This window comes from Allobosea lathyri (genome assembly GCF_900108245.1).
GTDB lineage: Bacteria > Pseudomonadota > Alphaproteobacteria > Rhizobiales > Beijerinckiaceae > Allobosea > Allobosea lathyri.
Genome location: NZ_FNUY01000013.1, coordinates 1 through 11,977 on the forward strand (window position 1 = coordinate 1; position 11,977 = coordinate 11,977).

General features: G+C 63.8%; 12 protein-coding genes and 1 tRNA gene. 3 read left to right on the top strand and 10 right to left on the bottom strand.

Features of this window, described 5'->3' with window-relative positions; all coding sequences use genetic code 11:
• The 4 genes from C4S73_RS23595 to C4S73_RS23610 all read right to left on the bottom strand — a co-directional run.
• Window positions 1-1,295: amino acid ABC transporter permease (locus C4S73_RS23595; RefSeq protein WP_244595747.1), on the bottom strand; the 1,295-nt coding region annotated here is incomplete at its 3' end.
• Between the two features lie 10 nt (window positions 1,296-1,305).
• Window positions 1,306-2,490, bottom strand: coding sequence for an amino acid ABC transporter permease (locus C4S73_RS23600; RefSeq protein ID WP_425290370.1), 1,185 nt, complete (start codon window positions 2,488-2,490; stop codon window positions 1,306-1,308).
• A 150-nt stretch (window positions 2,491-2,640) separates the two neighbouring features.
• Complete coding sequence (locus tag C4S73_RS23605) at window positions 2,641-3,663, bottom strand: amino acid ABC transporter substrate-binding protein (RefSeq protein WP_103875047.1); 1,023 nt, start codon at window positions 3,661-3,663, stop codon at window positions 2,641-2,643.
• Between the two features lie 168 nt (window positions 3,664-3,831).
• Window positions 3,832-4,857 carry an amino acid ABC transporter substrate-binding protein gene (locus C4S73_RS23610; RefSeq protein ID WP_103875048.1) on the bottom strand — a complete coding sequence of 342 codons (1,026 nt, stop codon included), beginning with the start codon at window positions 4,855-4,857 and terminating at the stop codon, window positions 3,832-3,834.
• A 259-nt stretch (window positions 4,858-5,116) separates the two neighbouring features.
• Here C4S73_RS23610 and metC point away from each other — a divergent pair, with 259 nt between their 5' ends.
• Complete coding sequence (gene metC, locus C4S73_RS23615; RefSeq protein WP_103875049.1) at window positions 5,117-6,307, top strand: cystathionine beta-lyase; 1,191 nt, start codon at window positions 5,117-5,119, stop codon at window positions 6,305-6,307.
• Window positions 6,308-6,574: 267 nt separating this feature from the next.
• On the opposite strand, the gene C4S73_RS23620 is transcribed toward metC, so the two are convergent.
• The 3 genes from C4S73_RS23620 to C4S73_RS23630 all read right to left on the bottom strand — a co-directional run bounded on the left by C4S73_RS23620 (window position 6,575) and on the right by C4S73_RS23630 (window position 9,487).
• Window positions 6,575-6,919 carry a lipid-A-disaccharide synthase N-terminal domain-containing protein gene (locus C4S73_RS23620; RefSeq protein ID WP_103875050.1) on the bottom strand — a complete coding sequence of 115 codons (345 nt, stop codon included), beginning with the start codon at window positions 6,917-6,919 and terminating at the stop codon, window positions 6,575-6,577.
• A complete protein-coding gene (locus tag C4S73_RS23625; protein WP_103875167.1) occupies window positions 6,919-7,665 on the bottom strand; it encodes a glycosyltransferase family 2 protein in 747 nt (248 codons plus the stop codon). The genes C4S73_RS23620 and C4S73_RS23625 overlap by 1 nt, the downstream gene beginning before the upstream one ends.
• 133 nt (window positions 7,666-7,798) lie before the next feature.
• Window positions 7,799-9,487 carry an ArnT family glycosyltransferase gene (locus C4S73_RS23630; RefSeq protein WP_103875051.1) on the bottom strand — a complete coding sequence of 563 codons (1,689 nt, stop codon included), beginning with the start codon at window positions 9,485-9,487 and terminating at the stop codon, window positions 7,799-7,801.
• A 249-nt stretch (window positions 9,488-9,736) separates the two neighbouring features.
• On the opposite strand from C4S73_RS23630, the gene C4S73_RS23635 reads away from it, so the two are divergent.
• On the top strand, window positions 9,737-10,024 hold the full coding sequence (locus C4S73_RS23635; protein WP_103875052.1) for a hypothetical protein: 288 nt from the start codon (window positions 9,737-9,739) through the stop codon (window positions 10,022-10,024).
• A 21-nt stretch (window positions 10,025-10,045) separates the two neighbouring features.
• Here C4S73_RS23635 and C4S73_RS23640 read toward each other — a convergent pair whose 3' ends face one another.
• Window positions 10,046-10,261 carry an alkylphosphonate utilization protein gene (locus C4S73_RS23640; protein ID WP_103875053.1) on the bottom strand — a complete coding sequence of 72 codons (216 nt, stop codon included), beginning with the start codon at window positions 10,259-10,261 and terminating at the stop codon, window positions 10,046-10,048.
• Between the two features lie 1,069 nt (window positions 10,262-11,330).
• Here C4S73_RS23640 and C4S73_RS28375 point away from each other — a divergent pair.
• A complete protein-coding gene (locus C4S73_RS28375; protein WP_160115895.1) occupies window positions 11,331-11,498 on the top strand; it encodes a hypothetical protein in 168 nt (55 codons plus the stop codon).
• A 36-nt stretch (window positions 11,499-11,534) separates the two neighbouring features.
• On the opposite strand, the gene C4S73_RS23650 is transcribed toward C4S73_RS28375, so the two are convergent.
• Together C4S73_RS23650 and C4S73_RS23655 are read right to left on the bottom strand one after the other, a co-directional pair.
• A tRNA-Arg gene (locus C4S73_RS23650) sits at window positions 11,535-11,611 on the bottom strand.
• A gap of 38 nt (window positions 11,612-11,649) precedes the next feature.
• The gene (locus C4S73_RS23655) at window positions 11,650-11,955 is read right to left on the bottom strand and encodes an ETC complex I subunit (RefSeq protein WP_103875055.1); all 306 of its coding nucleotides are present in this window, start codon (window positions 11,953-11,955) and stop codon (window positions 11,650-11,652) included.
• Window positions 11,956-11,977 lie beyond the last annotated feature (22 nt).

The following is an 11,977-nucleotide window of genomic DNA, read 5'->3' on the forward strand; positions in this document are numbered from 1 at the left end:
GCGGCGAAGGCGTAACCCGTCGCGCGCGTGGTCGGCGTCGCCCAGGTCGGATCGACCAGGGTGGCTTCGATGGTGCGCAGGAAGTCGAAGATGCCGACGATCGTGACGAGCGTCGTATCCTTAAACAACCCGATGAAGGTATTGACGATGCCGGGAATGACGATGCGCAGCGCCTGCGGCAGGATGATCAGCCGCATCATCTGCCAGTAGCCCAGGCCCAGCGACATCGCGCCCTCGTACTGGCCCTTCGGAATAGCCTGCAGACCGCCACGGATGACCTCCGCCATATAGGCGGCGGCAAACAGCGCGACGCCGATGAGCGGGCGCAGCAGGCGGTCAGGCGAATACTCCTGCGGCACGAACAGCGGCAGCATGGTGTTTGCCATGAACAGCACCGTGATCAGCGGCACGCCGCGCACGAGCTCGATGAAGATCACCGAGAGCAGCTGGATCACCGGCAACCGCGAACGTCTGCCGAGAGCAAGCATCACGCCGAGCGGCAGCGAGAACACGATGCCGACCGCCGCAATCAGGAAGGTCACCATCATGCCGCCCCAGAGGCCGGTGTCGACGCGTGGCAGGCCGGCCGTGCTCGCCAGCATGGCGATGATGCCGAAGACCACCATCGACATCAGGATCAGGCGCTTGGGCCTGTAGAAGCGCTGCCAGGGCGGCGCGGCGACCTCGACGGCCAGCAGCGCCGGGCCGACCCAGAACCGCGCCAGGGTCGGCACGAAGGACAGCACCAGGTAAAGCACCGCCAGTGCGAAGGTGAGCAGGATCAGGAAACGCAGGAAGCTCTCGGCCCCGTTGCCACCCAGCAACAGCAGATAGGCGCTGATCGGCAGCATGACGAAGAAGAAGAAGGCTCCGACCTTCTTCAGCGGCGCCTTGTCCCAGAGCATCCAGACGACGCCGAGCGCAAACATCGCGAAGACGATGTTGACGCGCCAGCGCTGCGGCACCGGATAGGAGCCGTAGATGAAGTATTGCAGGCGATCGCCGACATAGGCCCAGCAGGCGCCCACGGGACGGCCGACCTTGTCTGCGAGGCACGCGTCGCGGTTCGTACCGGTCCAGACCGCATCGAGGAAATAGAAGCGGATCAGCTCGGGCACGCTGGTCACGACGATATAGACGCAGACCAGCGTCATCAGCGAGTTGATCGGACTGGAAAACAGGTTGGCCCGGACCCAGGCGATGGGACCCGCGACAGAAAGCGGCGCCGCCTGTTGCTCAAGCTGCTCGCGCCGGACGAAGGCGAATGGTGCGTTCTCGGTGGTTGCATCGGTCATCGTGGCGCCCTCACCGTTCCACCAGCGCCATGCGCTTGTTGTAGATGTTCATGATGAACGACGTGACGAGCGAGATCGTCAGATAGACCGCCATTGTGATGGCGACGACCTCGACGGCCTGGCCGGTCTGGTTCAGAACGGTTCCGGTGAAGACCTGGACGAGGTCCGGATAGCCGATCGCCACCGCCAGCGACGAATTCTTGGTCAGGTTCAGGTAGTTCGAGGTCAGCGGCGGAATGATCACGCGCATCGCCTGCGGGATCACCACGAGCTTCAGCGTCGGGCCGGCGCGCAGTCCAAGCGCGTTGGCGGCTTCCGTCTGCCCCTTGGAGACCGCGAGGATACCGGCTCGGACCACCTCGGCGATGAAGCCCGCCGTATAGGTCGTCAGGCCGATCAGCAGCGCCACGAATTCAGGGAAGATCTGTAGGCCACCAGTGAGGTTGAAGCGCCCCTGCTGCGGCAGATCGAAGGAGAGCGGCTGCCCCGCGGCGTAATAGGTCAGGAGCGGCACGCCGAGAATCAGCGCGAGCGAGATCAGGCCGTTCGGATATTGCGTGCCCGTGCGCTCCTGCTGCTTCTTCGACCAGATATAGAAGGCGATCGCAGCCACGATCGCGAGGAAGAACGCAATGACCACCGCCTCGAAGGCCGGCGCGAATTGCGGGTTCGGCAGGATCAGGCCGCGGTTGTTCAGGAAGATGTTGAACGGAAGCGCGATCGAGTTGCGCGCATCGGGCAAGGGCTTGAGCACCGCATTGTACCAGAAGAACAATTGCAGCAGCAGCGGCAGGTTGCGGATGACCTCGACATAGATCATCGCCAGCTTGGACAGCACCCAGTTGCTCGACAGGCGGGAGACGCCCACGAAGAAGCCAAGAAACGTCGACAGCACGATACCGATGGCCGCGACCAGCAGCGTATTGAGCAGGCCGACATAGAAAGCCTGGCCATAAGTGCTGCCCGACGCGCTGAAGGGGATCAGCTTCTGGTTGACGTCGAAGCCGGCCGCATTGTGCCAGAAGCCGAAGCCCGAGGCGATCTTCTGCGCGCGCAGGTTCTCGATCGCGTTGGATGCGGCCGAATAAATCAGGAAGCCGACGATAGCCAGCAGCGCAAACTGATAGACGTAGCCTCTGATCCTTGGATCGTAGAATAGCGAGGCTTTTCCGCTAGAAACGGTCTCGGTCGGTATGGTCGACACCTGTTTACGCCCTCTTCGTCGCTTGTTGCGGCCGGCGATCCGGAGACGGGCTTTGAGGCCGCCGACGGTCGTGCTGTTGTCCGTTGCCGTTCGTTCAATATGAGCGTGCCGCGCGGCTTTACACCGCGCGGCACCGTCAGATCAGCGGATCGGGGGGGCGTATTGCAGCCCGCCCTTGGTCCAGAGCGCGTTCTGGCCGCGAGCGATCTTCAACAGCGAGCCCTGGCCGACATTCTTCTCGAAGGATTCGCCGTAGTTCCCGACATGCTTGACGATCCGATAGGCCCAGTCCGTGGTCAGGCCGACGGCCTCGCCGAACTTGCCCTCGGTTCCGACCAGCCGCTTGATCTCCGGATTATCGGATTTCAGCATCTCGTCGATATTGGCCTTGGTCACGCCGAGTTCCTCGGCGTTCAGCATGGCGTTATGGGTCCATTTGACGATATCGAGCCAGTTGTCGTCGCCATGGCGGACAGCCGGTCCAAGCGGCTCCTTGGAGATGATCTCAGGCAGGACGATATGGTCGGCCGGCACCGAAAGCTTCAGGCGCTCGGCATAGAGACCCGAGGCGTCGGTGGTGAAGGCATCGCAACGGCCCGACTCATAGGCCTTGATGGTTTCATCGGCCGAGGCGAAGGCGACGACCTCGTATTTCAGCTTATTGGCCCGGAAGAAATCGGCGAGGTTGAGCTCGGTCGTCGTGCCCTGCTGCGTGCAGACCGACGCGCCAGCCAGCTTCAGCGCGGAATCGACGCCGAGCTTCTTGCGGACGAGGAAGCCCTGGCCGTCATAATAGTTGATGCCCGCGAAGTTGAGGCCGAGCGAGGTATCGCGCGACATCGTCCAGGTGGTGTTGCGGGACAAGAGATCGACTTCGCCCGACTGGAGCGCAGTGAAACGATCCTTCGACGAAAGCGGGATATATTTGACCTTGTTCGGGTCATTGAAAATGGCGGCGGAAATCGCCCGGCAGAGATCGACGTCGAGGCCGCTCCACGCGCCCTGTGCATCGGGAATGCCGAAGCCGGCGAGGCCCGGGCCGACACCGCAGGTCAGGACACCCTTGGTCTTGATTTGTGCGAGCAGCCCGGTCTGTGCCTGCGCACCGCCGATACAGATGCTCGTTGCGGCAGCGACGATCGCTGCTGCCAAAAATTTCTTCATGCTCGTATCCCCTGTTGGCGGAACGGGTTCCTCCCCGTTCTCGGTTACCTTGCAAGTCCCAGACCAAGCCCCCGGGCCCGGTTATCCTCCTTTCGGCTGTATCTTCAGCCTGCAAATGCGATGCAAAAGAGAACGGGCGCCGGCATCGCCGGCGCCCGTTCCAATGCCCTAGCGAACCGGAGCGGCGTACTGCAATCCGCCCTTGGTCCAGAGCGCGTTCTGGCCGCGCGCGATCTTCAGCAGCGAGCCCTGACCGACATTGCGCTCGAAGGATTCGCCGTAATTTCCAATGTGCTTGACGATGCGCACGACCCAGTCGGTGGTCAGGCCGACCGTCTCGCCGAACTTGCCCTCGGTGCCAAGCAGGCGCTTGACCTCGGGGTTCGTCGACTTCAGCTGCTCATCGACATTCGCCTTGGTGACACCGAGTTCCTCGGCGTTCAGCATGGCGAAATGCACCCATTTCACCAGGTTGAACCATTGCGGATCGTTGTTGCGGACCGACGGGCCAAGCGGCTCCTTGGAGATGATTTCCGGCAGGACGATATGCTCGTCGGGAGCGGTCAGCTTCAGGCGCTCGGAATAGAGGCCCGAGGCGTCCGTCGTGAAGGCATCGCAACGGCCGGCGTCATAGGCCTTCACCGTCTCGTCCGAAGACGCGAAAGCAACGACCTCGTATTTCAGGTTGTTGGCGCGGAAATAGTCGGCGAGGTTGAGCTCGGTCGTCGTGCCCTGCTGCGTGCAGACCGAGGCGCCCGAAAGCTGCAGCGCCGAGGTGACGCCGAGCTTCTTGCGGACCATGAAGCCCTGGCCGTCATAATAGTTCACGCCGGTGAAGAGCAGGCCGAGCGAGGCATCGCGCGTCATCGTCCAGGTCGAGTTGCGGACGAGGACATCGACTTCGCCCGACTGCAGGGCCGTGAAACGGTCCTTCGCGGAGAGCGGAATGAACTTGATCTTGGTCGGGTCGTTGAAGATCGCCGCGGCGATCGCGCGGCAGAACTCGACGTCGAGACCGCCCCAATTGCCCTGCGCATCGGGCACGCCGAAGCCGGCGAGGCCGGTGTTCGAACCGCAGTTGAGCATGCCGCGCTGCTTGACCTGAGCCAGCGTGGCGGGCGCCTGCGCCGAGACTGCGGTCGCGGTGATCGCGAATCCGAGCCCTGCTAGCGCGGCTGTCATGAACTTTTTCATCGATATCTCTCCCATTGAAATCTTCTACCTGGCCGCAGCCGGCAGTCCGTCGTTGGTTCAGTCGCCAGCGGTTGTGAAGGCCCCGCGCGCATGCTCATTAATTAAGCGACATCCCCTCGGATGCGATTGCCAGAGCTATACATGAGCGTCAAGCAACCGGTGGCCATCAGTAACGCCCTTGTCCATAGCATGCATCACATGCGAGTTTGCGAAGGTGGTCAAGCCTGACCAAAGCCCCCCTCTCCTGCCTGCCGGTTCCATGAAAAAGCTGTCTCCACCTGAATTTGCCCGCCTTCGCGTGAAAACCCGGCTGAACCTCGCAGGACGCGACCCGACCGACAGTTACGGCTTCGTCAACCCGGCCATCGTGCGCGGTTCGACGGTGGTCTACCCGAACACCGAGGACTTCCTGGTTCGCAAGGCCCGCTATACCTACGGGACCGACGGCAACCCGACGATCGACGCCTTGCTGGCGGCCGCAAACACGATCGAGGGCGGTGCCGGTGTCGTGGTCACGCCTTCAGGGCTGATGGCCTGCACGCTGGCCTTCCTGGCGATGCTCTCGTCGGGCGACCACGTCCTGGTGACCGACAGCGTGTACCGGCCGACGCGGAACTTCTGCGAGACCTTCCTGAAGCGGATGGGGATCGAGACGACCTATTACGACCCGGCGATCGGCGCCGATATCGCCACGCTGTTCAAGCCGAACACCAAGGCGGTCTGGACCGAGGCTCCGGGCTCGCAGACCTTCGAGATGCAGGACATCCCGGCGATCGTCGCGGCGGCGCATGCGCGCGACGTGCTGGTGTTGATGGACAACACCTGGGCGACCCCGCTGTTCTTCGACAGCCACAAATTCGGCGTCGATATCTCCGTGCAGGCCGGCACGAAGTACTATGCCGGCCATTCCGACGTGCTGATCGGCACCGTCTCGGCCCGGACACCGGAGCTCTACAAGAGCCTGAACCGCGCCTGGCACGAGCTTGGCCTGATCATCGCGCCGGAAGACGCCTTCCTGACCCTCCGCGGCATGCGCACCATGGCGCTGCGCCTGAAGGAGCAGATGCCGGCCGGCCTCGAGATGGCGCAGTGGCTCGGCGAGCGACCCGAGGTCGCCCGCGTGCTGCACCCGGCCCTGCCGGGCGCTCCCGGCCATGAGATCTGGAAGCGCGACTTCACCGGTGCGTCGTCGCTCTTTGCCATCGAGCTCGCGCCGGTTTCGATGAAGGCCGTGGGCGCGATGCTGGACGGGTTGACGCTGTTTGGCATCGGCGCGTCCTGGGGCGGCTATGAGAGCCTGGTCCTGCCGTTCGACTGCAAGGCCTATCGCACGGCAACGACGCCGGACTTCAAGGGGCCGACGATCCGGCTGCATATCGGGCTCGAGGATCTCGATGACCTGAAGGCCGATCTGGACGCCGGCTTCGCGCGGTTGCGCGCTGCGAGCTAACGCCTCTGGATCATCGGGCCGTATGTTCTATTCGGTCCGATGGTCCAGTTCTTTGTTTTGCGTGGGGTCGTCCGACAACCGCCACTCAATTTTCGGAGACTGTTTGATACTTCAGCCCTCATCCTGAGGAGCCGCGAAGCGGCGTCTCGAAGGAGGGTTCAGGAGGCTCCCGATCCATCTGGAACATCCTTCGAGACGCCATTTCCAGCGAAATGGCCCCTCAGGATGAGGGCTGTAGAATTTTAGAACGGCTCTCAGCCAGATGCGCTAGCCGGGCCCGGCGTTGCTATCCTCGCCGCGGGCCCTGGCTCTCAGGACGAATTGCAGGTTGCGAAGATAGACGAATACACCGAAGCCCTGTCCGATGATGAAGACCGGATCGCGGCGATAGAGCGCGTAGATCAGCAAGAGCATTCCGCCGCCGATGGAAAACCACCAGAACGTCATCGGCACGACCGAGCGCTTCGCTTTCTCGCTCGCCAGCCATTGCACGACGAAGCGCATGGTGAAGAGCGCCTGCGCGACGATGCCGAGCAGCACCCACCAGTCGAGATTGTTCACGAACACGTCGTGGAAGTAGTCGCCGATCCTGTGCTGAAGATCGATCAGCATCACCTTGTCTCCGATACGATCTGCGGCACGCGCTTGCGCCGCCGGATAAGCCACCAGACACCGACCAGGTCGACAATGCCGACCCAGAGCCGGTCGAAGAAGCCGTAGTTCGAGACGCCCGTCAGCCGCGGCCGGTCACGGACGTCGACATGGACCACCCGGTAGCCCTCGCGCACCATCAGCGCCGGCATGAAGCGATGCAGCGCGTCGAAATAGGGCAGAGCGAGATAGGCCTCGCGACGGAAGCACTTCAGCCCGCAGCCGGCGTCACGCGTGCCATCCTTGAGGATGCGCCCGCGCACGCCGTTGGCGATGCGAGACTGGAGCTTCTTGAAGCCGGTATCCTTGCGCCCGACCCGCTGGCCCTGGACCAGCCCCGCCTGCAACCCGGCCGCCTGCAAGGCCTCCAGCATCCTGGGCAGGAACGCTGGGTCGTTCTGGCCGTCTCCGTCGAGCGTTGCAACGACGGGCGCATGGGCATGGCGAACGCCGCTGCGCACGGCAGCGCTCTGGCCGCAGGACTGCGCGTGGGTGACGATCCGCAGCCATGGCCGGCTAGAGGCCAGCGCGGCGAGCGCAGCAGGCGTGCCGTCGGTCGAGCCGTCATTGACGAAGACCACCTCGAAGGCGCCGATGCCAGCGCAGGCCGTCTCGATATCGGCCAGCAGGGGGCCGACATTGCCGACCTCGTTGCGGACTGGCACGACGACGCTGAGCAGCGGCGGGGGGACAAGAGTTTCGGTCAACAGAGCATCATCCGGAAAAGCGGCCCGCAAACTGCGTCAGTGCGGCAAACAGGGCAAGAAAAACAGGGACAAGAAATACAGGGACAAGAACCTGGAGGCAAAAAGCTACAGCGAAAAACGGCGCCTCGAACATCTACTCGCGTGCATAGACGGCAATATCGAGTTTTCGTCCGCCATTGATGTTGAAGCCGCGAATCGTAGTCAGCAGGCGGGGCTTGATCGCCGATTGAGCGATCGCCGTCTGGAAATCGCCGGCGAAGCGGCTTTCGACGAAGGCGACGCGGCAGCCCGGCTGGTTCAGGAAGGCGGCGGCTTCCGCGCCGGTCGTTGCCATGGCGAGGTCGGTGCCGGTCAGGAAGACGAGGCTCGGTTCGCGATAGCCGAGCGTCATCACGGCTGGATTGGCGCAGCCGGCGGCGCGCACCGTCTCGGCAAGCCGGGGGGAGAGCTTGAGGGAGCGCAGGCTCTCCACGGCAAAGCCGTAGACGCCAATGCTGAGGAACAGGCTCGCCAGCACGCAGCGCCAGAGCGCGCCTTCGAAATCGCTGCGCCGGAACGCGCCGATCACTGTCCCGGCGAGGAACAGCGTCACCAGCAGGAAGGGCAGTGCGAGATAAGGCAGGGTGTTGTCGAGCGACCAGTTCGCACCGATGATGACTGCCACCAGCGCGAGCGGAACGAGGAAGACGAGCGCGGCCGTGGCGACCGCGCCGCGCCGGAAGCGGTCGATGCCGCCATTGATCACGGCGAGCAGCAGCAGCGCCGTCACTGCCGGATAGAGCGGCAGGACATAGTGCGGCAGCTTGGTCGGCACGGCCTCGAAGACGATCCAGGACGGCACGATCCAGGCCAGCAGGAACAGGATCTGCGGCTCGCGCCGCCGGACCCAGGCGAAGGGCACCGCCATCGCCGCGAAAGCCGCAGCCGGCCAATAGGTGCCGAAGAAGATCAGCAGATAGAGTCCCGGCGGACCCCAGTGCTTTTCCTGCCCTTCGGCGACCTTGCCGAGCATGTCCTGACCGACGCTTTCGGCAAAAAAGCTGCCGCCGGTCTTCCAGGCGATCGCGACGAACCAGGGCAGCACGACAACCACGCACAACAGCAGACCCCAGCCGAAGCGAAGCGGCTTCAGCCAGCGGAAGGAGCGTTCGCTCAGGCTCAGCACGATAATGGCGAGGCCCCAGACCATGGGCACGATCGGGCCCTTGATCAGGAGCGCAATGGCGGTCGCCCCCCAGAAGACCAGCCAGTTGCGCGAACTCGGCACAAAGGCGAGCGAGCGCGTCCAGTCGAGCCAGCAGCGGGCCAGCGCCCCCATCGTTGCAACCGCGCAGGCGGCCAGCACGGCATCGGTCTTGGCGATGCGGGCCTCGACGCCAAGCAGCACGGCCGCCGCCATAAGCGCGCCGCCGAGCAGAGCAAGGCGCGGCCCGACAAAGGCGAGCAGTGCCCAATAAGTCAGCAGCACGGTTGCGATCGCGCCGACCAGCGAAGGCAGCCGGTAAAGCCAGATCTGCGTGCGTGCCTCGGGCACGCCGAGCGCCTGGCCGGCCGCTACCGTCGCGCTTTGCAGCCAGTAGATGCCGACCGGCTTCTTGTGCCGCGCCTCGCCCTGGAACCGGATGTCGACGAAATCGCCGCTCTCGAGCATCTGCTTGCTGGCCTGCGCAAAGCGCGGCTCGTCGCGATCGAGCGGCTGCAACGTGCTGAAACCCGGCAGGAAGGCGACCAGCGAGAGCAGGAGCAGCAAGGCGCAGGCGCGGACATGGCTGGCAGAGGCCATGGCCGTCAGGCGGTCGAGCGCGGGCGTGAGCGAGAGCATGATCCATCCTCGCGACCGCCGGGTCGCGCCTGTCTTGAAGCCATAAGCGGCGAGACCGGCCCCGCGCAGCCTGCGAAGGCCAAGCGGAACGACGCCCGGATGACCAGCCTTTCGGGCGCGATCAAGGCGGAGCCGTCACTTTGGACTGCAGCCGGCGCGGTTTACGCCGCCCGGCGCCTCGCGGCAAGCCGGACGCGGTGACAGGGCTGCGCGCCGGCGCTAGCCTCGCGCCCGTTCTCGGGGGCTCTGATGGGGCGAATTCTGTGGAAGGCACTATCTGCCGGGCTGTGCGGCCTTCTGCTCGGCCCGCTGCTCGCGATCCTCATGGTGGTCGCGGCGATGATTTTCGATCCGAAATGCGGTGTCGGAGATTCAGGCGGCTGCGCCATGGGGCTGGTCACAGCGCCGCTCGCCATCGCGCTGCCGAGCTTCGGGCTGTTCTTCATGATCAGCCTCGTGCACAGCCTGTGGCAGCGAAGGCCGACAAACCCGGCATCGGCCATCAAACGGCTGCGCAGTTGGGGGCGTGAAGAATAAGGAGGCGCCAGGCCCGTCCGCTCACGCCTTCTTGAGAAACGCCGTCTTGAGGACGAGGCCCTTCACCTTGTCGGCGTTGCATTCGATCTCTTCTTCATCGCCGGTCAGGCGGATGTTCTTGATCAACGTGCCGCGCTTCAGGGTGACCGAGGTGCCCTTGACCTTGAGGTCCTTGATCAGCGTGACGGAATCACCGTCGTTCAGCGCGGTGCCGTTGCTGTCCTTGACGTCGCTCATGGCTCTTCCTGAAAAGACTGGGGCGGCCGCAACGGCGAAGCGCAACGCCGCCGCCTGCGGCAGAAAAATGGCGAGCCCGGCTGGATCGAACCAGCGACCAGCAGCTAGGGCTCCTCGGAGAATCGAGTGGATCGCCGCCTTATTCTCACATGTTCCCGGTTTTGCCCAGCATTGAGACTGCTGGGGAATTCGCCCGCGTCAGAATGCCTCTGGGCGAAGCGCGGGACTGGGGCGGCCGCTCGGCGTTGCCTGCTGGCGCCGCCCCTACGCCGGACGACTCCGGCGTGTTTTCACCGGGCAATGCCGGTGCTTGGTTGGGCGAGCGCTGCTCACCCACCGCAATAATATCAAAGGCTGCAGCGCCTTCAAATACGGATTTTGCGTCAGTCGCTGATTTTGCGGAGGGCATGGCCGTGAGCGCTGTTCCCTACGAGAAAGCAACGTCTGGCCGTATCCACGCGGTTCGCCCACGCCGCCAATCGGTCCGAATATTGTCCGACCCACGTCACGTCCGAATCTGGCAGCCTTCCTAGCCTAGTGGGCAAATGCTAAGCTCCGCTAGCGGGGACGAGCAGGTCAAAGACGAGGAGGTCAAAATGGACCGTCGATCATTTCTGGCTGCGATGCTTGGATTCCCGGCTTTTGGGGTCGCGCTGGGGGCCTCCGGAGCAGTCGCTGCCCCGTTTGCTTCCGCGGCCTGCACCGATGCCCCGGTTGAAAATGCCGCGTTGATTCCAGACGACGCGCCCGCCGAGTTTGCGCAGTATCGCAACTCGCCCCACTGGCATCATCGAAATCGCAGGTATCGCCACCATCGACGGCACGTCCGCCGTCGGCATGTCTGCCGCGTCCATATCGACAGATGGGGACGCAGAGTCCGACGCTGCCACTGGGTTTGGATGTAGTCGGCCTCGCTAGGCTGCCTCGTCCTCCTTCACCCGCGCGCTTCGACCAGGGCGCCATCGGGTAAAGGCCGCAGCAGGGCCCTCGCCTGCTCCCACGGCGCCGTTGACGATCTGTCGTTCTCGTCGCTCCGCCATGGGGCCTGACCAAGGGCGGCGAGCCGGACATGACGGATCGCGAGATCCTCGCGCAGTCCGCCCGAAAGTCTGCGAAGCTGCTGCCCCGCTACGTCAAGAAAACGATGAAGCAGGTCACGGCGCCCGAAAGCATCGGGCGTCAGGAGCAGACAGAGGTCAATTGTCAAAATGACCAGCAGCGGGCAGTGTCAGAATGAAGAACTCCCCGACGGGAAATTCTTCATTGAATAGAATGGCGAGCCCGGCTGGATTCGAACCAGCGACCAGCAGCTTAGAAGGCTGCTGCTCTATCCATCTGAGCTACGGGCCCGTAAGCAAGGGCTTAAGCGCCCTCGCCTGAAAAGAATATCAATGCGTCCACTGGCCGACGCGGGAAAACTTGAAATTGTCGGAATAGGCCATCGTGCGGCGGCTGGGCTCGTGCGGCTGCTCGACGCGATAGGGAATGCCGTTGCGCGTCGCGTAGGCGACGGCCTCCTCTTGCGTGTCGAACCAGAGCTTCAGCTGGCTCTTCATGTCGCCCGACGAGGTCCAGCCCATCAGCGGCTCGATCTCGCGCGGCCGCTCGGCCTCATATTCGAGGAGCCAGCGATCCGTCTTGGCAGTGCCGGACTGCATGGCCGTGCGGGCGGGGCGATAGATGCGTGCGGTCATTAGTCTCGCTCGGCCGTCACCA